A 19,295-nucleotide genomic window follows, 5' to 3' on the forward strand; every position below is an offset into this window, starting at 1 on the left:
CGTACCGCTCACCACTCCGGCTGACCGGTCGGCCGTACCTCCGACCAGCCCTCCGGCCGGCCGGTCGCGCGCTCGGCCGCTGCGCCGCCGCGCCCGATCACGCCGGTGCCGGACCCGAGGGACGACTCGCTGGATGCCTCGCAGAACGCCGTGGCCGACCGCAGCCGTCCACCGCCGGACACGTTCCGACGACCCTGAACTGAACATGACTGACCGTAAGAACGAAAGGGACTGACCGGGACTGAACGGGGCCACACGGGGCTCCCGGCCGGACGGGCCGGCCTGCCCCTCCCCCGCTCCTCCGTCCGCCTTCCGCACCAGCCGTCAAGGACTGCCATGGATGCCATCACCCTGGGCTTCGGCGTACTCGTAGCCGTCGTCCTGCTCATCGCCGTCGCCCTCCTCCTCGTCATCAGCCGACTCTTCCGCAAGGTCGAGCAGGGCAAGGCGCTGATCATCTCCAAGACCAAGAAGGTCGATGTCACCTTCACGGGGGCCGTCGTACTGCCGGTGCTGCACAAGGCCGAGTACATGGACATCTCGGTGAAGACCATCGAGATCCGCCGTACCGGGCGCGAGGGCCTGATCTGCAAGGACAACATCCGCGCGGACATCCACATCAACTTCTTCGTACGGGTCAACAAGACGGTCGAGGACGTCATCAAGGTCGCCCAGTCCATCGGCACGGAGCGGGCCAGCGACAAGGTGGCGATCCAGGAGTTCTTCGGCGCGAAGTTCGCCGAGGCGCTCAAGACGGTCGGCAAGCAGCTGGACTTCGTCGACCTGTACACCAAGCGCGAGGAGTTCCGGGACCGCATCATCCGGGTCATCGGCACCGACCTGAACGGCTACCACCTGGACGACGCGGCGATCGACTTCCTGGAGCAGACGCCCATGGCGCAGCTCGACGGCGCCAACATCCTCGACGCGCAGGGCATCCGCAAGATCACCGAGCTGACGGCGATCGAGCACGTGCGCACCAACGAGTACCAGCGCACCGAGGAGAAGGAGATCACCCGGCAGAACGTCGACGCCCGGGAGACGATCCTGGAGCTGGAGCGCCGGCAGTCCGAGGCCGAGATCAAGCAGCGCCGCGAGGTGGAGACGCTGCGGGCTCGTGAGGAGGCGGCGACCGCCAAGGTCCAGGAGGAGGAACGGCTGAGCGCCCAGGCCGCGTTCATCCGTACCGAGGAGCAGCTCGGCATCCAGCGCGAGAACCAGGCCCGGGAGATCGCCGTCGCGCAGAAGAACCGCGAGCGGGTCATCGCCGTGGAGAACGAGCGCATCGAGAAGGACCGGCTGCTGGAGGTCATCGGGCGCGAGCGGCAGACGGAGCTCGACCGGATCGCCGCAACGAAGGAGGTCGAGGCCGAGCGCCGCGAGGTCGCGGACGTCATCCGGGAGCGCATCGCCGTGGACCGTACGGTCGCGGAGCAGGAGGAGTCCATCAAGACGCTGCGGGCCGTTGAGGAGTCGGAGCGCACCCGCAGGTCGGTCATCATCGCCGCCGAGGCGGAGGCGCAGGAGAAGCTGGTCAAGGACATCAAGGCCGCCGAGGCGGCGGAGGCCGCGGCCGCCCACCTGGCCGCCGAACAGCTCACGCTCGCCGAGGCCCGGCTGAAGACCGCGGACCTGGACGCCCAGGCGAAGCTGCGGCTCGCGGAGGGTGTCCAGGCGGAGTCCGCCGCTCCCGGCCTCGCGGAGGTCCAGGTGCGGGACGCGGCCGCCGCCGTCATCGAGAAGACCGGTCTCGCCGAGGCCGAGGCGGCGTCCGCGCGGCTCAAGGCCGAGGCGGAGGGGGCCAGGCTCAAGGCCCTCGCGGAGGCGGAGGGCACGCAGGCCCAGGCGACGGCCGACGCGGCGATGATCGGCGAGAAGCTGAAGGCCGAGGCGGCCGGGCTCACCGAGAAGGCGGCGGCGATGGCGGCACTGGACGACGCCTCGCGCGGGCACGAGGAGTACCGGCTGCGGCTGGCCGCGGAGAAGGAGATCCGGCTGGCCGGGCTCGACGTGCAGCGGCAGGTCGCGGAGGCTCAGGCGACGGTGCTGGCCACCGGGCTGGAGAACGCCGACATCGACATCGTCGGCGGGGAGTCGGTCTTCTTCGACCGGCTGGTCTCCTCCATCTCGCTGGGCAGGAGCCTGGACGGGTTCGTCGAGAACTCGGACACGGCGAAGGCCCTGGCCGGACCGTGGCTGGACGGCACGTCCTCGTTCACGGACGACCTGACCCGGATGGTGGGTTCGGTGACCACGGGGGACGTGCGGAACCTCACGGTGTCGGCGCTGCTGACGCGGCTGATGCGGGCACCGGGGGCCGGGATCGCGCCGGAGCAGGTACGTCAACTGCTGTCCGCAGCCCGGGAGTCGGGCCTCGCGGACCTGCCGGTCGCCGCGCTGACGGGGGCCGTCGGCGCGGGTGTCGCGGGTACGGCCGCCGGAAACGGGGCCGAGGCCGGGGCGGCCGGTACGGGTGCCGGGACCGAGGCGGCGGTGAACGCTCCGGACGCCGGGGCGCACGGCGCGGACGCGCGCGCGGCGCGGAACGGGGCGCCGGTCGCGTAGCCACGCTCGTCCGGATCGGGCCGGTTCCGCGGGCATCGCCACCGCGCCCGCGGCCCGGTCCGGGCGCCGCGAACGGCCAGGAACCCGTCCGGGCAGGGCGACAGGGCCCCGCCCCGGACCTCCCCGGGCCCGTCCGGTGACCGTCGAACCGTCCCCCGGCACCGGACGGGCCCACGCCGCAGGCCGCCCGCCACCGCACCACCGTCCCCAGCTCCACCCAGCCACCGCCCCTTCCGCACCACCGCCCCACCACGGAACCGCCCCCGCGCCCCACAGGCGCCCCGCACCCCGCTCCTCCGCACCACTGGCCGTCCCCGCCCCACGGGCCGCACCACCACCCGCACGGGCGCCCCGGCACATCGCACACCTCACAGAAAGCCGCACGCATGGACACCGACACCACGGCCGCTCCGTCGGCCGGCGGCCCCGTGGACGCGGGGACGTACGACGTGCTGCGCCGCCGGCTCCACGACCGGGCCGCCGATCTCGCGGCCCGCGCCGAGGCGCTCAACGTCCGCCGCACCGAGGAGTTCGGCTCGACCGGACTCCACCTCACCGGCACCGAGCGGATCCACACCGCCCAGGCGTGCGTGCCCCGCGACCTGGTGGCCGTGGGCGGGCGGCTCCTCTTCGGCTTCGAGCGGGGCCCCGGGGCGGCGGACCCGGCCGAGGTGAACGACGTACTCGCCCTCTACGGCCCGGAGTCGGCCGAGCCGGACCCGCATCCGGGGCACGACGGCGGCGTGCTCGACGACGAGGGCTTCGTCCGCGAGTTCACCACCCTGCACCGCTACTACCGCGACGCCCGCCTGCTGCGGCTGCGCCGCGTGGACGGGAAACTGCTGGCCGTCTTCCGTACCGGCGAGAACGCCGACGGCATCCGGGTGCTGCGCTGGGCGCTCGGCCCCGACGGCTCGCCCGGCGCGTTCCTCGACGCGCGCGGCGACCGCGACCACGTCTTCCCGCCCTCCCACGACTTCACCTGGACCGTCGCGGGACGCGAGTCCCACGTCCCGGGCCGGCACCCGCACATCGCCGTCGGCGGGGACGCGGACGGACCGGGCGGCGCCGTTCTCTTTGTCGACACCCTGGGCGGCACCCTGACCGTCAAGACCGTCAACGACACCGACACCCCCGACGGGATCTACGAGGAGCCGGTCGCCGAACCCCTCCAGTCCCTCGCCGACGCCGATGTCGAGCACGCCACCGTCGGACCGCTGGTCCTGCTCCGGGTGCGCCCGTACAACGAGGAGAACTGGCGGCACCTGGTCTTCAACACGCTGCTCGGCAGCGTGACACGCCTGGACGGCATCGGGCCCGCATGCCACCGGCTCCCGGAGGACCAGGGGATCATCTTCCCCGGCGGCTACTACCTCACCACCGGCACGGCGAAGACCTTCGACATCGCCGAACCGCTCACCGACCCGGTCTTCGAGGGCGCCGTCCGCTCCCCGAACGGGGAGGACGTGCTCTACGTCTTCCGCTCCCCCGACGACGGCCGCGGCCTGCTCCTGCCCTACAACCTGATCCGGCAGGAGGTCGCCACCCCGCTCCAGGGGCGCGGCCACGCCCTGCTCGACGACGGCACGCTGATCCTGCTGAAGGCCGGTGCCGGGGGCGACGAACCGGCCCGCGTCCACCCGGTGCAGCGCTGGCGGACCCCGTACGTCTCCGACACCCACGCCGCCTCCCGCCCCGCCGGGACCGGCCCGCTCGCCCGGATCGGCAACGCCGACCTGGTGCGCGGCGTGTCCGACCTGCTGGCGCTCGCGCACAGCACCGAGCAGATCACCGGCACCACTCCCACCGCCGCCGGATACGCCCAGCTGGTCGCCGACTGCACCCGGGCCACCGACCGTTACCACTGGCTCGCCGATCCCGAACTGGGCCGTCTCGACGCCCCGTTGGCCGAGCTGCGGGAGACCGCTCAGCAGATCATCGGCGAGTTCGAGACGGTACGGGAGCTGACCCGGCAGGCCGCGGACGCGCTGACCGGGGCCGCCGACCGGATCACCGCGCTCGTCCGCCGCGTCCGCGGCGAGGCCCCGCGCTCGGCCGCCGACTGGGTAGGACAGCTCGCCGAACTCAGGCGTGCTCAGGGCCACTTGGCGACCCTCGCGGAGATGCGGTACGCGGACACCGAGCGGATCGCCGAACTGACCGCCGCCACCGCCCAGGACATCGAGTCGGCGGGACGGCGTGCCGTCGCGTTCCTCGCCCGGGACGACGCGTTCGCCGACCACCACGCCGACATCGCCCGTCTGACCGACGAGGCGTCCGCGCTCTCCACCGTCGTCGACGCCGCCGCCCTGGGCGACCGGCTGACCGGAATGACGGAGGGCCTGAGCACCGTCACGGACGTCGTCGCCGGGCTCGACATCGGCGACGCCACGGTCCGTACGTCCATCCTGGAGCGGATCGCGGAGGTCCTCGGCGGGATCAACCGGGCCCGGGCCGCCCTCGACGCGCGCCGCCGCGAGCTGCTGGAGCACGAGGGGCGGGCCGAGTTCGCCGCCGAGTTCGCCCTGCTCGGGCAGGCCGTCGCCGGGTCCCTGGCCGCCGCCGACACACCGGACGCCTGCGACGACCAACTCTCCCGGCTGCTCCTTCAGCTGGAGAACCTGGAATCGCGGTTCGCGGAGTTCGACGACTTCCTCGCCGAGCTGGCCGAGCGCCGCACAGAGGTGTACGAGGCGTTCTCGGCCCGCAAGCAGACGCTCCAGGACGCCCGGGCGCACCGAACGGAGCGGCTGGCGGACTCGGCGGCCCGGGTCCTGGAGACGGTGTCGCGGCGGGTGTCCGCCCTGCCCGACCCGGACGCCGTGCACACCTACTTCGCCTCCGACCCGATGGTCGCGAAGATCCGCCGCACCGCGGACGAGCTGCGCGAACTCGGCGATCCGGTGCGCGCCGAGGAGCTGGACGGCCGGTTGCTGGCCGCCCGGCAGGAGGCCGGACGGGCGCTGCGCGACCGGGGTGAGCTGTACGCGGACGGCGGTTCCGTGATCCGGCTGGGCCGACACCGGTTCGCGGTGAACACCCAGCCGTTCGACCTGACGCTCGTCCCGCACGGGGAGGAGCTGGCGTTCGCGCTGACCGGCACGGACTACCGGGCCCCGGTCGGTGACCCGGACTTCGCGGCGACCCGCCCGTACTGGGACCAGACGCTGCCCTCCGAGTCGCCGCACGTCTACCGCGCCGAGCACCTGGCCGCCCGGCTTCTCGACGAGCACGGCGCGGACGCCCTGACCGCCCTGGAACCGGCCGAACTCGCCACCTTGGTACGGGAGTCGGCGGCAGCCGCGTACGAGGAGGGCCATCAGCGAGGGGTGCACGACGAGGACGCCGCCGCGATCCTCACCACCCTGCTCGAACTCCACGCCGGGGCCGGGCTGTTGCGCTTCCCGCCCGCCGTACGGGCGGCGGCCCAGCTGTTCTGGGCGTACGGGACGGACGAGGCCCGGCGCACCTCCTGGACCCGGCGCGCCGTCTCACTGGCCCGCGCCCGGGAGACGTTCGGGCTCGCACCCGCAGTCTCCGCCCTCCAGGAGGAATGGGCACACGCCATGGGCACGGCTTCGGCCCTGCTCCCCGGCTCGGGGACCGGGGCCGAGGCACCCGACCTCGGGGCCGTGGCCGCGTACCTCTTCGAGGAGCTGACCGGCGGACCCGACGGCTTCGTCACGAGCGTCACCGTCCGCACGTTCCTGGACAAGTTCCGCCGCGCCGTGGGCTCGTCGGCGTACGACGAGGACCTGGCCGCCCTCCACGACGACCTCCCGGCCCGCCGCCAGCTGGCCGAGGGCTGGCTCGCCTCGTACGCGGCGGCGAGCGATGCCGACATCGAGCCGGGCGACCTCGCGGAGGCCGTCGCCGTGGAGCTGTGCCCCGAGCCGGTGCTCGCCCGCTACGACTGCGCGGCGCCGCTCGGCGCGACCGTGGACGGTCTGCTCGGCACCCATCCCCGCGTCGACCGTGGCCGACTGACCGTACGACTGGACGAAATCCTCGCCCGTACCGCCGAGTTCCGCGCCACCACCGTCCCCGGCTTCCGCGCCTACCAGCGCCTGCGCACCGAACTCGTGGCCGCCGAACGCGGCCGGCTGCGGCTGGACGACCACCGGCCGCGCGTCATGTCGGCGTTCGTCCGCAACCGGCTGCTGGACGAGGTGTACCTGCCGCTGATCGGCGACAGCCTCGCCAAACAGCTCGGCACCGCCGACGCCGACCGCCGCACCGACTCGCAGGGCCTGCTGCTGCTCGTGTCGCCGCCCGGCTACGGCAAGACGACGCTCATGGAGTACGTCGCCGACCGGCTCGGGCTGGTCCTCGTCAAGGTCAGCGGACCGAACCTCGGCCACGACGTGACCTCCCTGGACCCGGCGCAGGCGCGGACCGCGACCGCCCGCCAGGAGATCGAGAAGATCAACTTCGCGCTGGAGGCGGGCAACAACACCCTGCTCTACCTGGACGACATCCAGCACACCTCGCCCGAACTGCTCCAGAAGTTCATCCCGCTCTGCGACGCCACCCGCCGCGTCGAAGGCGTACGGGACGGCGAGCCGCGCACCTACGACCTGCGGGGCAAGCGGTTCGCGGTGTGCATGGCGGGCAACCCGTACACCGAGTCGGGGGCGCGGTTCCGGATCCCCGACATGCTCGCCAACCGGGCCGACGTGTGGAACCTCGGCGAGGTGCTGACCGGCCGCGAGGACGTCTTCGCGCTGAGCTTCGTCGAGAACGCGCTGACCGCCAACCCGGTGCTGGCCCCGCTCGCCGGGCGTTCCCGCGAGGACCTGGCGCTGTTCGTGCGGCTCGCGTCCGGAGACCCTTCCCCAAGCTCTCAACTCCGTTCGAGCAGCGGAGACCCCCTCGCCCGCCCGGACCGTCTCGAACACCCCTACGCGCCCGCCGAGGTGGAGCGGATCACGGCGGTGCTGCGCCATCTGCTGACCGCCCGGGACACGGTGCTGGCCGTGAACGCCGCGTACATCGCCTCCGCCGCACAGACCGACGAGTCCCGCACCGAGCCGCCGTTCCGGCTCCAGGGCTCGTACCGCAACATGAACAAGATCGCCGAGCGGATCGTGCCGGTAATGAACGACGCCGAGCTGTCGGCCGTCATCGACGACCACTACGCCGGGGAGGCCCAGACGCTGACCACGGGCGCCGAGGCCAACCTGCTGAAGCTCGCCGCACTGCGCGGCCGGCTCACCACGCGGCAGGCCGCGCGCTGGGCCGAGATCACCGCCTCCTACGTCCGCGCTCAGGCACTCGGCGCCCCCGACGACGACCCCCTGGGCCGGGCCGTCGCCGCCCTGGGACTGCTCGCGGACCGGATCGCGGCGGTGGAGTCGGCCATCGTCCGCGTCGCCGACCCGCGCCACGTCCTGACCAACCCGACGGCCCGCCACGCCGCCTCTCCCCCCGCACTCACCCGCCCCGCGGAAGGCCCTGTGTCACACGAAGATCACTGACTGCCCGAACGGGTCGAACGACGGAGGTCGGCAAGGCATGCTGGGTCGCGTGTCCACACTTCCGCAGCAGACCCAACGTGCTTCGTCCGGCGGCCACATGGTCGTCTGCGGCGACGACGCCCTCGCCCGCCGGCTCGCGGTGGAACTGCGGTACGTGTATGGAGAGCGGGTCACGCTGCTGCTCCCGCCGGGGCGCGACGCGCGCCGCCCGGAGCTGCCGCTGACCGGGCGCGGGCGGGCCGCCACGCTGTTCGGCCGGATGTCGGCGGCGATGAACCGCAACCTGGGCGGTCTCGGCGGCGCGGGCGCCCCGGGCGGCGATCCGGCCGGTGACAGCGACGGTTCCGGCGTCCTGACCATCGGCGACTCCGGTGTGCTGACCATCGACGGCTCCGACACCAACGCCGGGGTCGAGGCCGTGCGCATCATGGAGGCCGCCGAGCCCTCCGACGAGGCGCTGGAGGAGGCGGGCGTCGACTCGGCCGCCGCGCTGGCCCTGGTCTACGACGACGACGAACGCAACATCCGCGCCGCGCTGATCGCCCGCCGACTCAACCCACGCCTCCGGCTGGTGATCCGGCTCTACAACCGCAAGCTGGGCCAGCATCTGGCGACGCTCCTCGACCAGGCCGCCGCCGTCACCGCCCCCGACCTCGACCCGGCGCAGCCGGACACCTCCACCACCGTCCTGTCCGATGCCGACACCGCCGCGCCCGCCCTCGCCGCGACCGCGCTCACCGGCTCCAGCAAGGTCATCCAGGCGGAGGGCCTGCTGCTGCGCGCCGCCGAACGCACCCCGCCCGAGGACGGCCGGATCGCCGACCCCGGCCTGTGCACCCTGGCCCTGCTGTCCGCCACCACCCATGACCCGGCGGGCACCGAGGGCTCCGACAGCAGCGGCGCCGATGGCCCCCAACTCCTCCCGGACGCAAGCCAGGTGGCGGCAGCCACGGGCCGCGGCGCCGTCGTCCTGGAAACGGTGAGCCGGGCCGACCCGGACGCGCCGCCGCCCCGGATGGGAGGCAGGGGCGCGCCGCTGAGCCGGATCTTCTCGCGGCGGCTGCGCTGGTCGGCGCTGGGTGTCGGGCTGGCCGTCGTCGCCCTGGCCGTCGCCTCGACGCTCACCACCGGCGACGACCCCATGCACGCCGCGTACCTCACGCTCCTGGACCTGTTCGCGATGGGCGACCCGGCGACCGGCGAACCGACAGCCCGTCAGCTCATCCAACTCCTGTCCGGGGTTGCCGGGTTGATGCTGCTGCCGCTGCTCGTGGCAGCCGTCCTGGAAGCCTTCGGCTCACTGCGCACGGTGTCGTCGCTGCGCCGCCCGCCCCGGGGCCTGTCGGGCCACGTGGTGCTGCTCGGACTCGGCAAGATCGGTACGCGGGTCCTCGTCCAACTGCGCGAGATGGGCGTCCCCGTGGTGTGCGTGGAGGACGATCCGGACGCGCGCGGCATCCCGGTGGCCCGGCGGCTGCACGTGCCGGTGGTCATCGGAGACGTCACGCAGGAGGGCGTGCTGGAGGCGGCGAAGATCCACCGCTCCCGCGCCCTGCTGGCGCTGACCAGCATCGACACCACGAACCTGGAGGCGGCCCTCTACGCCCGTTCGGTCAAGCCGGACCTGCGGGTGGCGCTGCGGCTGTTCGACGACGAGTTCGCGACCGCGGTCTACCGGACCCTGCGCACCGCGCACCCCCAGGCCGTGACCCGTTCCCGCTCCGTCTCGCACCTGGCCGCCCCGTCCTTCGCGGTCGCCATGATGGGTCGTCAGATCCTGGGCGCCATACCGGTGGAGCGCAAGGTGATGCTGTTCGCGGCGGTCGAGGTGGCGGGGCATCCGCAGCTGGAGGGCCGCACGGTGCAGCAGGCGTTCCAGGCGGGCGCGTGGCGGGTGCTGGCCCTGGACGCCACACCGCCGGAGGACCGCCGCCCGGACCTGGCCGCCCCCGTCTCCGGCGTCCCGGACCATCCGTCGGGGCTGGTGTGGGACCTGCATCCGGGGTACGTGCTGCGCCCGCAGGACCGCGTGGTGATCGCCGCGACCCGGCGCGGCCTGGCCGAACTCCTGCGCAGGCGCCGGGTATCGACGCCGCGGACGTAGCCGGTCCCCGCCGAGGCCCCCGCCGGGTATCGGCGCCACGGATGTAGCCCCCGCCCCCGCCCAGGTCCCGGACGCCCAACACCGTCCCGAATGCCGGACACCATCACGAATGCCGGACTTCGGACACCCGGACACGCTCCGGATCCCGGAACCCGGACGCGCTCAAAATCCGCATGCCCGGGCACTCCCCGCCACCTACCCTCGTTCCCATGTCTGCCGAACCGGATCTCCTGAACGTGATCGACGTCGAGGCGACGTGCTGGGACGGCCAGCCGCCGCCCGGCGCGGTCAGCGAGATCATCGAGATCGGGCTGACCGTCGTCGATCTGCGCGCGGCCGATGGGGTCTTGCCTGCTCGAACGGGGTCGAGAGCTCGGGGAAGGATCGCCCGGCACCGGATCCTGGTCCGCCCGGCCCGGTCGACCGTCAGCGCGTTCTGCACGGAACTGACCGGCCTGACCGCGGCCGAGGTGGGCACGGGCGTCTCCTTCGCCGAGGCGTGCGCGCTGCTGGCGTCGGAGCACGAGGCGGGGATCCGGCCCTGGGCGAGCTGGGGCGACTACGACCGCAACCAGTTCATCCGCCAGTGCCGGGCCACCGGCACCCGTTACCCGTTCGGCCGACACCACACCAACGCCAAACTCCCCTTCACCGCCGCCCACGGCCTGCGCAAGCGCCCCGGCATGGCGCAGGCCCTGCGGATCGCCGGCCTTCCGCTGGAGGGCCGGCACCACAGCGGCGCCGACGACGCCTGGAACATCGCGGCCCTGGTCCTGGACACGGCAGCCCGAGGCGCCTGGCCCAACCCATCGGATGCCTCAATGAGTTGACGACATCGTCAGGGGTCTGCCGACCGGGCCGGTGGGCCAGAGCACCCGCGGGGCGGAGATCCCATGGAACAGAGCGCTACAGCACCCCGCCCATCGCGCCCCGCACCTCGTCCAGCGCGGCCCCGGCGATCTCGTTGGCGCGCACGTTCCCGGCCCGCAGCACGGACCGCACATAGCCCATGTCCCGCGCGTACTCGGCCCGCCGCGCCCGGATCGGCGCCATCCGGTCGTTGACCGCCTCGGTCACGGTCCGCTTGAGCGCGGAGGCGCCTCCGCCGCCGATCTCCTCCGCCAACTCGCGCGGGTCTCGGTTCAGGCAGAGCGCGGCCAGCAGGACGAGCGAGGACACCCCGGGCCGGTTCTCCGGCTCGTACGTGATGTGCCGGTCGGCGTCCGTCCTCGCCCCCTTGATCAGCCGCGCGGTCTCGTCGGCGGTGGCGCCGAGCGCGATGGAGTTGCCCCGGCTCTTGCTCATCTTGGTGCCGTCGGTGCCGAGCAGCAGCGGCGCGGCGGAGAGCAGCGCGTCCGGCTCCGGAAAGACCTGTCCGTACCGCTCGTTGAAGCGGCGCGCGACGGTCCGGGTCACTTCGAGGTGCGGCAGCTGGTCCCGCCCGACCGGCACCAGATTGCCCTTGCAGAACAGGATGTCGGCGGCCTGGTGCACCGGATACGTGAACATCAGCCCGCTCACCGCCGACTGCCGGGAGTGCGCGATCTCGTCCTTGACGGTGGGGTTGCGGTTCAGCTCGGCCACGGAGATCAGGCTGAGGAAGGGCAGCATCAGCTGGTTGAGCGCGGGCACGGCGCTGTGATTGAAGATCGTCGAACGCTCGGGGTCGACGCCGATGGCCAGGTAGTCCAGGACCATGGCCTCCATGTGCTCGGCGAGCCGGTCGGCGACGTCCCGGTCGGTGAGCACCTGGTAGTCGGCGATGATCACGAAGACGTCCACCCCGAGGTCCTGGAGCCGGACCCGGTTGTGGAGGGTGCCGAAGTAGTGCCCGAGGTGCAGCGGTCCGGTGGGCCGGTCCCCGGTCATCACCCGGAACCGTTCCGGGGCCCGCCGGATCAGCTCCTCCAGTTCGGCGGAGCGTCGCAGGGCGGCGGTGTCGGTGGCGGAGGCGTCGGTGGGCACGGCTTCGACGACGGGCGCGTCGGCGGTCACGGTGGCGGTTGTGGTGGCTGCGTTCATGGAACTGTCTCTCCTCGCTGATGCCGCGGTACTGGCTGGGTGGAGGACGGCCCGCCGGAGTCCACCGGCATCCGCACCCGTACGAGGCAGAGAGAAGGGCCGTCCGATTCGAACGGCCCTGGTTCCGTGCGCGTGGAGTGGCCGCTCCTAGAAGGAGCGCCACCAGTTCCGGCACGGGGCATAGGTCATGGGCCGATGGTAACGCGTCAGTACGCCTGGCGGTACGGAAAGGCCCCCCATGGCCCGGCCCGCGCCTCGGCTTGCCGGCCCAGGACCGTCGGACGCGCCGACCAGGGACATTTGTTGAATCATGAACCAAATGGTTAAATGATGGCCGCCCCGCACAGGCGCGGGTGATCACCCGGATTATCTCGTATGTCTCGTATGCACTGAACGGAGATGCGTCCCATGTCTACCGCCGTGAAGCTCGCTGTCATCTACTACTCCTCCACCGGCTTCAGCGCCGAGATCGCCAAGGAGATCGCCGAGGCGGGCGCCAAGGCCGGTGCCGAGGTGCGCCTGTTGAAGGCCGCCGAGCTCGCGCCGGAGGCCGCCATCGCCTCCAACGAGGCATGGGCCGCGCACGCCGCCGCCAGCGCCGGCATACCGGTCGCCACGCCGGACGACGTCGAATGGGCCGACGCCGTGATCTTCGGTACGCCGACCCGCTTCGGCAACGTGTCCTCGCAGCTCAAGCAGTTCCTGGACACCCTCGGCGGCCTGTGGGCCCGGGGCGCCCTGGCCGACAAGGTGTACAGCGGCTTCGTGACGACCGCCACCACCCACGGCGGCCAGGAGTCGACGCTGCTCGCCCTGTACAACTCCATCCACCACTTCGGCGGCCTGGTCGTCGCTCCCGGCTACACCGACGCGGTGAAGTTCATCGACGGCAACCCGTACGGCACCTCCCACGTCGACGCCCAGGGCAACAACCCGATCGCCGACCAGACGCGCAACGCCGCGCGCCACCAGGCCGAGCGCGTCGTCAAGATCGCCTCGGCCCTCAAGGCCGGCCTCGGCGCCTGAGCCGCGCCCGACCCCGAAGCGCCCGTCGCCCGCATCCATCGCGGCGACGGGCGCTTCGACGTATGCGCGCGGGAGCCCGGAATGCCGGGCCGGAGCGGGCGAAGAGCCGACGGGCGCCGCCACACTTCTCCGCCTCCGTCCGGCGCGGGCCGCGCACCGGGCCCGCAGATCCTGCCCAGAGTAGGCGCCACCCCCGGCAGGCCGCCGCGGAACGGAGACCCGCGGAACGGAGACCCATGGAGCGGCGACACGCGGAACAGCGGCCCGCGGAACAGCGGCACGCCCCCTCGGAATAGCCCAGGAGCCCGTCCCGTTGTAGGGTGTGTTCGCATAGTTCAACGTTCAACAAACCGGAGGCGGGCCATGGAGTTCGGGATCTTCACCGTCGGGGACGTCACCACGGACCCGACCACCGGCAGGACACCGACCGAGAACGAGCGGATCAAGGCGACGCTCGCGATCGCGCAGAAGGCGGAGGAGGTCGGGCTGGACGTGTTCGCGACCGGCGAGCACCACAACCCGCCGTTCGTCCCGTCCTCGCCGACGACCACGCTCGGCTACATCGCCGCCCGCACCGACCGCATCATCCTGTCCACGTCCACCACGCTGATCACCACCAACGACCCGGTGAAGATCGCCGAGGACTACGCGACGCTCCAGCACCTCGCGGACGGCCGCGTCGACCTGATGATGGGTCGCGGCAACACGGGCCCGGTCTACCCCTGGTTCGGCAAGGACATCCGCCAGGGCATCCCGCTCGCCATCGAGAACTACGCCCTGCTGCACAAGCTGTGGCGCGAGGACGTCGTGGACTGGGAGGGCAAGTTCCGTACGCCGCTGCAGTCGTTCACCGCGACCCCGCGCCCGCTGGACGGCGTCCCGCCGTTCGTCTGGCACGGCTCGATCCGTTCCCCGGAGATCGCCGAGCAGGCCGCGTACTACGGCGACGGCTTCTTCCACAACAACATCTTCTGGCCCATGGAGCACACCAAGAAGATGGTGAACCTCTACCGCCGCCGGTATGCGCACTACGGGCACGGCACCGCCGAGCAGGCCGTCGTCGGCCTCGGCGGCCAGGTGTTCATGCGGAAGAACTCGCAGGACGCGGTACGGGAGTTCCGCCCGTACTTCGACAACGCGCCGGTCTACGGGCACGGGCCCTCGTTGGAGGACTTCACCCGGGAGACCCCGCTGACCGTCGGTTCCCCGCAGCAGGTCATCGAGCGCACCCTGACCTTCCGCGAGGCCGTCGGCGACTACCAGCGCCAGCTGTTCCTGATGGACCACGCGGGACTGCCGCTGAAGACGGTCCTGGAGCAGCTCGACATCCTCGGTGAGGAGGTCGTCCCGGTGCTGCGCAAGGAGTTCGCCGCCCTGCGGCCGGCCGGGGTTCCGGACGCCGCGCCCCTCCACCCGGCCGTCGCCGCCGCCCGTGGCATCGCGGCCGACGCCCCCGGTGCCGACAGCACCACGACCGGCACCACCGTCACCGCCGCGAAGGAAGTCTGATCACCGTGTCCACCACGTCCGGCACGCCCACCCTGCCCACCACCGAGCCGCTGCGGATCGTCGCCGTGTCGGCGGGACTGAGCAGCCCCTCGTCGACCCGGCTGCTGGCCGAACGGCTGGCAGGCGCCGCCCGCGAACGGCTGCTGGCCGAGCAGGACCGCACGGTCGAGGTCCGGCTGATCGAGCTGCGCGACCTGGCCGTCGACATCGCCAACCACCTGGTGACCGGCTTCCCGCCGGCCGCCCTGGACAAGGCGATCAAGGAGGTGACGGAGGCCGACGGCCTGATCGCCGTCTCGCCCGTCTTCACCGCGTCGTACAGCGGACTGTTCAAGTCGTTCTTCGACCTGATCGACAACACCGCGCTCACCGGCAAGCCCGTCGTCGTCGCGGCGACGGGCGGCACCGCCCGCCACTCGCTGGTCCTGGAGCACGCGATGCGCCCGCTCTTCGCCTACCTGCGAGCCAGTGTCCTGCCGACCTCCGTGTACGCGGCGTCGGAGGACTGGGGCTCGTCCGGCGACGAGTACACCGAGGGCCTGCCGTCCCGCATCCGGCGGGCGGGCGGCGAACTCGCCGCCGTGCTCACGGGCGGACGGGTGGCCTCCAGGGCTCCGAGGACGCTCGGGCTCGACGACGAGGTCATACCGTTCGAACAGCAGCTCGCCGACCTGCGGCTGGACTGATCCGTTCGGTCCGCCCGTTCCGTTTCCCGGTCCGGGCCGGCCGTCCTGGGACGACCGGCCCGGGACCATCGGCCCCATCGTTGGGGGCGGTTCGGGCCGAACGGCCGGACAGCCGGGGCCGACAGGCCCGCGTCACCAACACATCTGTCCCGTTTGATTACATTGGCGTGAAAGATGCGTCACGCGAAAGCGGCCCGTACCGGGTGTACGAGGTTTCTTCGCGTGCCGCCTCTGCGCACTGAGCCGAACCGAGCTGGAGGCAGAGATGGGCAGGATCGTGGTGGGCGTCGACGGCTCCGAGTCGTCGATCAAGGCGCTGCACTGGGCCGTACGCCAGGCGGAGCTGACCGGCGACACGGTGGAAGCCGTCAACAGCTGGGAGTACCCGGCGACCAGTTGGGCGTCCATGATGCCCGGCATGCCGGAGGACTTCGACCCGCAGGCCCTGGCGACCGTGTCGCTCACCGAGGCGCTGGAGGAGGCCCTGGGCGCCGAGGGCGCGGCCAAGGTGACCAAGGTCATCGTGATCGGCAACCCGGCCCAGTCCCTGCTGGAGCGGGCCAAGGGCGCGAACCTGCTGGTCGTGGGCGCACGCGGGTACAGCGGTTTCAAGGCGACGCTGCTCGGCTCGGTCAGCCTCCACGTCACCCAGCACGCGCCGTGCCCGGTGACGGTCGTACGCGACTGATGATCACCGCGGCACACCCCGACGCCGCACACGAATCACCGCGACGACGTCACTGCACTGCGACGGCGTCATGACGAATCATCATGACCGGCACGGCGACGGGCCCGCACGGATTTCCGTGCGGGCCCGTCGCCGTGCCGGTCATGCAGGCCGTACTGGTCGTGCCGGGTGGCGCCGATGGTGGTACCGGGGGACCCCGGCGGCGGAGGTCACGCTCTCTCGTGCGTGTAGAAGAGGTAGAACGCCGTGACGAACATCCCGAGGCCGACCGACAGCCCCAGCGCCGATGACCGCAGCACGCTCGACCCGGTCAGCCCCACCAGCAGCCCGATCGCCGCCCAGGTGAGCGCCCCGTAGGCCACCGCCTTCATCAGGGGAATCATGCCGCGCTGGAATCGGCCCAGCACGAAGCAGAGTGCCCCGAGGACCACGGCCGTGATCAGGCCGTACCAGAACTGCCGGCCGCCGCTCGCGCCGTGGTTGCGGAGGATGAACGACGCGTACAGGCCGTACGCCGCACCCAGTACGACGGGTATCGCCCAGGCGAGCGTGCTGCGCCGACGCGCGTGTGCCCCGCCCCGGGACCGGCCGCGTGCCGGACTCGCTACGTGAGTGGCCATGGCGGAGAGCTCCTTCCGTCGCCGCCCCTCCAGGACACGACGCCCCGCTTTCCCCGGGGCGCACCATCCTCTGTTCCCTCCAGAGCACACCCGGCCGCCCCACCCGGCAACTCGGATGGCCCAGGGCCTGGGACACGGGACCGTCGTACGGGCTTTCCTGGAGGGGTGCGGACGTATCTCTCGAAGACCCTGTCGGTGGTGGTGCCGGTGCTGCTCGCCGTGCTCATCCCGCTGAGCGCGCTGTCCGCCTGGGTGGACCTGGAGATCGACGACACGGACCGGTACGTCGCCGCGGTGGCCCCGCTCGCCTCCGACCCGGAGGTACGCACCACCGTCGCCGACCAGATCACCGACGCGACGATGCAGCAGATCGACGCCGGGCCGATCCAGGACGTCGTACGGAACTTCCTGCACCAGGCGGTGCTGTCCTTCACCACCACCGACGCCTTCCAGGACGCGTGGAACGCCACCAACCGCACCGCCCACGAGGCCGTCACCGCCGCGCTGAACGGCAACACGGGCGAGGCGGTCACCATCGATCTGGCGCCCGTGACCGAGCGGATCAAGGAAAACCTGAAGGCGGACGGAATCCCGTTCGCCGACCGGATCCCGGTCCAGCACACGGAGATCACGCTCATCTCCGCCGACCGCGCCGACCAGTTGCGCCACACCTTCCGCCTGCTGCGTGCCGGAAGCGTGTTGCCCGCCGTCGGCACGGTGGTGTTCGCCGTCCTGACCGTGGCCGTGGCCGGGATCGCGGCCCGGATGCGCGCCGGGCGGCCAGGAGGCGAACACGGCGCGGCGGGCACCGGTGACGCGAGGGACCGGACGCGCGCCCGGGGCACGGCGGGCGCGGAGGCCGCGCTCGCGGCCACGGCGCTGGTCGGGCTCGGTTTCGCGCTGGGGGCTGTGGTGCTGCGCGTGGTGGTCGCGATCGCCCGCAACCGGGTGCTGGCCGGGGTGCCGGCCGGTCAGACGGGCGGTGCGGCGGCGGTGTACGACGCGCTGACGGGCTCGCTGCGCACGACGGCGTGGACGGTGCTCGGTGCGGGGCTCGCGGTGGCCCTGTGCGCGGTGCTCGCCCGGCGGGGCGGTGTCCCGGCCGGGGCGTGGCGGGCTCGACGTGCGTCGGCGGACGGGCCGGGACACAGTGGTTCCCGTGACTGCCGTATCGGGGACGACTGAGAGGTCATCCACATGCGAGCGATAGCCGTCAGCGCGTTCCGGGCCGCGCCCGAACTGGTCGAGTTGCCCAAGCCGGAACCGGGGGCCGGGGAGATCCGGGTCAGGGTCGAGTACGCCGCGCTCAACCCCTGCGACTGGCAGACCGTGCCCGGCTCCGCCGAACCCTCCGGCTCAACCGAATCACCTGGCTCCCCCATCACACCCGGCTCCTCCCTCGACGCGCCCGGCTCCCCCGACACCGCCGCCCCCGGCGCACCCGCCGCCACCCCTGCCTTCCCCCTGGTCGTCGGCGTGGACTTCGCCGGGCGGGTGGAGAAGATCGGCAGCGGCCCGAACCGCTTCCGGGTCGGCGACCAGGTCTTCGGCCGCACCGCCGGCCCCGCCGTCAGCGGCACCTGCTGCGACTACCTGACCGTGCCGCAGGAGTCCGCCGTCACGCTCGTCCCGCCCGGCCTCCCTCTCGCGGTCGCGGCGGCGCTGCCGTCCGCCGGGATGGCCGCCGCCCAGATCCTGGAGACCGTGGCGCTCCGCGGCCACGAGAGCCTGCTGGTCGTCGGGGCGGCGGGCGGCGTCGGCAGCTGCCTCACCCAGCTCGCGGCGGCCCGGGACATCCGCGTGATCGCGGCCGTGCGCGGCGACGAACGCAGGCGCATGGCCGCCCTGGGCGCCACCACCACCATCGACACCCTGGCCCGTCCCCTCGAAGAGGCGGTACGGGAGGTCTGCCCGGACGGCGTCGACGCGCTCGTCGACCTGGTCTGCGCCACGCCGGACGCCTTCGCCGCGCATGCCGCGCCGGTACGCGCCGGGGGCATCGCCCTCAGTACCCGCGACGCCGCCGCGAGGGCCACGCTCCCCGGCGGGGTGACGGGCATCGACTTCCGGCTCGAACCCACCCCGGTCCTGCTCGACATCCTGGCGGCGGGCGCCGCCGAAGGCGTACTGCGCGTGCCCATCGACGCCGAACTCCCGCTGGAGAAGGCCCCGCAGGCCCTCGACCGGCACCGGGAGGGCGGCGCACGCGGCAAGACCGTCATCGCGCTCTGAGCCGGGCCGCCGCAGGAGGCACCATGAACAACGAGATCAACAAGGACAACAAGGGCGACCAGCACAACAGGAACAATGAGGAGCGCGACATCATTGATGACATCGGCGCCCTCGTCGCCGAGGAACGGACCCTTCGCGACCGCTCCTCGCGGGAGATGGGCCTCGCCCCGGACGAGAAGTCGCGGCTGCACGCGGTCGAGATCCGGCTCGGTCAGTGCTGGGATCTGCTCAGACAGCGCCGCGCACTCCGGGAAGCGGGCGAGGACCCCTCCACCGCGAGGATCCGGTCGGCCGACGAGGTCGAGGGCTACCAGAGCTGAACGCACCGGACCTGAACACGAGACAGAAACGCACCGGAGCTGAACA

At 72.5% G+C, this 19,295-nt stretch carries 13 protein-coding genes; 11 read left to right on the forward strand and 2 right to left on the reverse strand.

Features of this window, described 5'->3' with window-relative positions; genetic code table 11:
* The first annotated feature begins 336 nt into the window (after positions 1-336).
* The 4 genes from ACFYY6_RS20800 (at position 337) to ACFYY6_RS20815 (ending at position 10,976) form a co-directional block, all read left to right on the forward strand.
* On the forward strand, positions 337-2,565 hold the full coding sequence (locus ACFYY6_RS20800) for a flotillin family protein (RefSeq protein WP_351630791.1): 2,229 nt from the start codon (positions 337-339) through the stop codon (positions 2,563-2,565).
* 386 nt (positions 2,566-2,951) lie between these two features.
* Positions 2,952-8,042: a DNA repair ATPase gene (locus ACFYY6_RS20805; RefSeq protein WP_389194543.1), complete on the forward strand. Its 5,091-nt coding sequence runs from the start codon at positions 2,952-2,954 to the stop codon at positions 8,040-8,042.
* A 37-nt stretch (positions 8,043-8,079) separates the two neighbouring features.
* On the forward strand, positions 8,080-10,146 hold the full coding sequence (locus ACFYY6_RS20810; protein ID WP_351517639.1) for an NAD-binding protein: 2,067 nt from the start codon (positions 8,080-8,082) through the stop codon (positions 10,144-10,146).
* 209 nt (positions 10,147-10,355) lie between these two features.
* A complete protein-coding gene (locus tag ACFYY6_RS20815) occupies positions 10,356-10,976 on the forward strand; it encodes a 3'-5' exonuclease (protein WP_351517638.1) in 621 nt (206 codons plus the stop codon).
* Between the two features lie 76 nt (positions 10,977-11,052).
* Here the strand turns inward: ACFYY6_RS20815 and trpS are convergent, their stop codons facing one another.
* Entirely contained in the window at positions 11,053-12,168 is a 1,116-nt protein-coding gene (gene trpS, locus ACFYY6_RS20820) for a tryptophan--tRNA ligase (protein ID WP_389194547.1), read from the reverse strand.
* A 408-nt stretch (positions 12,169-12,576) separates the two neighbouring features.
* On the opposite strand from trpS, the gene wrbA reads away from it, so the two are divergent.
* The 4 genes from wrbA to ACFYY6_RS20840 all read left to right on the forward strand — a co-directional run bounded on the left by wrbA (position 12,577) and on the right by ACFYY6_RS20840 (position 16,077).
* Positions 12,577-13,194, forward strand: a complete 618-nt coding sequence (wrbA, locus tag ACFYY6_RS20825; RefSeq protein WP_351517636.1) for an NAD(P)H:quinone oxidoreductase — start codon at positions 12,577-12,579, stop codon at positions 13,192-13,194.
* A 363-nt stretch (positions 13,195-13,557) separates the two neighbouring features.
* A complete protein-coding gene (locus tag ACFYY6_RS20830; protein ID WP_351517634.1) occupies positions 13,558-14,703 on the forward strand; it encodes an LLM class flavin-dependent oxidoreductase in 1,146 nt (381 codons plus the stop codon).
* Between the two features lie 5 nt (positions 14,704-14,708).
* Complete coding sequence (locus tag ACFYY6_RS20835) at positions 14,709-15,389, forward strand: FMN reductase (RefSeq protein WP_388651566.1); 681 nt, start codon at positions 14,709-14,711, stop codon at positions 15,387-15,389.
* 265 nt (positions 15,390-15,654) lie between these two features.
* Positions 15,655-16,077, forward strand: coding sequence for a universal stress protein (locus tag ACFYY6_RS20840; protein WP_351517632.1), 423 nt, complete (start codon positions 15,655-15,657; stop codon positions 16,075-16,077).
* A gap of 209 nt (positions 16,078-16,286) precedes the next feature.
* Here the strand turns inward: ACFYY6_RS20840 and ACFYY6_RS20845 are convergent, their stop codons facing one another.
* Positions 16,287-16,697, reverse strand: a complete 411-nt coding sequence (locus ACFYY6_RS20845) for a hypothetical protein (protein ID WP_351517630.1) — start codon at positions 16,695-16,697, stop codon at positions 16,287-16,289.
* A gap of 165 nt (positions 16,698-16,862) precedes the next feature.
* Here ACFYY6_RS20845 and ACFYY6_RS20850 point away from each other — a divergent pair, with 165 nt between their 5' ends.
* From ACFYY6_RS20850 to ACFYY6_RS20860, 3 genes are read left to right on the forward strand one after another with little or no spacing between them, the layout of a single operon-like run.
* Entirely contained in the window at positions 16,863-17,882 is a 1,020-nt protein-coding gene (locus tag ACFYY6_RS20850) for a hypothetical protein (RefSeq protein ID WP_389194550.1), read from the forward strand.
* A 12-nt stretch (positions 17,883-17,894) separates the two neighbouring features.
* A complete protein-coding gene (locus ACFYY6_RS20855; RefSeq protein ID WP_351517628.1) occupies positions 17,895-18,929 on the forward strand; it encodes an NADP-dependent oxidoreductase in 1,035 nt (344 codons plus the stop codon).
* Positions 18,930-18,952: 23 nt separating this feature from the next.
* On the forward strand, positions 18,953-19,249 hold the full coding sequence (locus ACFYY6_RS20860) for a DUF2630 family protein (RefSeq protein ID WP_351630773.1): 297 nt from the start codon (positions 18,953-18,955) through the stop codon (positions 19,247-19,249).
* The last annotated feature ends 46 nt before the right edge of the window (positions 19,250-19,295 follow it).

It is taken from the genome of Streptomyces sp. NPDC001750 (assembly GCF_042892615.1).
In the GTDB taxonomy this organism is placed as follows: domain Bacteria; phylum Actinomycetota; class Actinomycetes; order Streptomycetales; family Streptomycetaceae; genus Streptomyces.

Excerpts from the sequence above, each read along its gene's own strand:
- ACFYY6_RS20800 (WP_351630791.1), top strand. The coding sequence starts at position 337 with ATGGATGCCATCACCCTGGGCTTCGGCGTACTCGTAGCCGTCGTCCTG.
- ACFYY6_RS20805 (WP_389194543.1), top strand. The coding sequence starts at position 2,952 with ATGGACACCGACACCACGGCCGCTCCGTCGGCCGGCGGCCCCGTGGAC.
- ACFYY6_RS20810 (WP_351517639.1), top strand. The coding sequence starts at position 8,080 with ATGCTGGGTCGCGTGTCCACACTTCCGCAGCAGACCCAACGTGCTTCG.
- ACFYY6_RS20815 (WP_351517638.1), top strand. The coding sequence starts at position 10,356 with ATGTCTGCCGAACCGGATCTCCTGAACGTGATCGACGTCGAGGCGACG.
- trpS (WP_389194547.1), bottom strand. The coding sequence starts at position 12,168 with ATGAACGCAGCCACCACAACCGCCACCGTGACCGCCGACGCGCCCGTC.
- wrbA (WP_351517636.1), top strand. The coding sequence starts at position 12,577 with ATGTCTACCGCCGTGAAGCTCGCTGTCATCTACTACTCCTCCACCGGC.
- ACFYY6_RS20830 (WP_351517634.1), top strand. The coding sequence starts at position 13,558 with ATGGAGTTCGGGATCTTCACCGTCGGGGACGTCACCACGGACCCGACC.
- ACFYY6_RS20840 (WP_351517632.1), top strand. The coding sequence starts at position 15,655 with ATGGGCAGGATCGTGGTGGGCGTCGACGGCTCCGAGTCGTCGATCAAG.
- ACFYY6_RS20845 (WP_351517630.1), bottom strand. The coding sequence starts at position 16,697 with ATGGCCACTCACGTAGCGAGTCCGGCACGCGGCCGGTCCCGGGGCGGG.
- ACFYY6_RS20855 (WP_351517628.1), top strand. The coding sequence starts at position 17,895 with ATGCGAGCGATAGCCGTCAGCGCGTTCCGGGCCGCGCCCGAACTGGTC.
- ACFYY6_RS20860 (WP_351630773.1), top strand. The coding sequence starts at position 18,953 with ATGAACAACGAGATCAACAAGGACAACAAGGGCGACCAGCACAACAGG.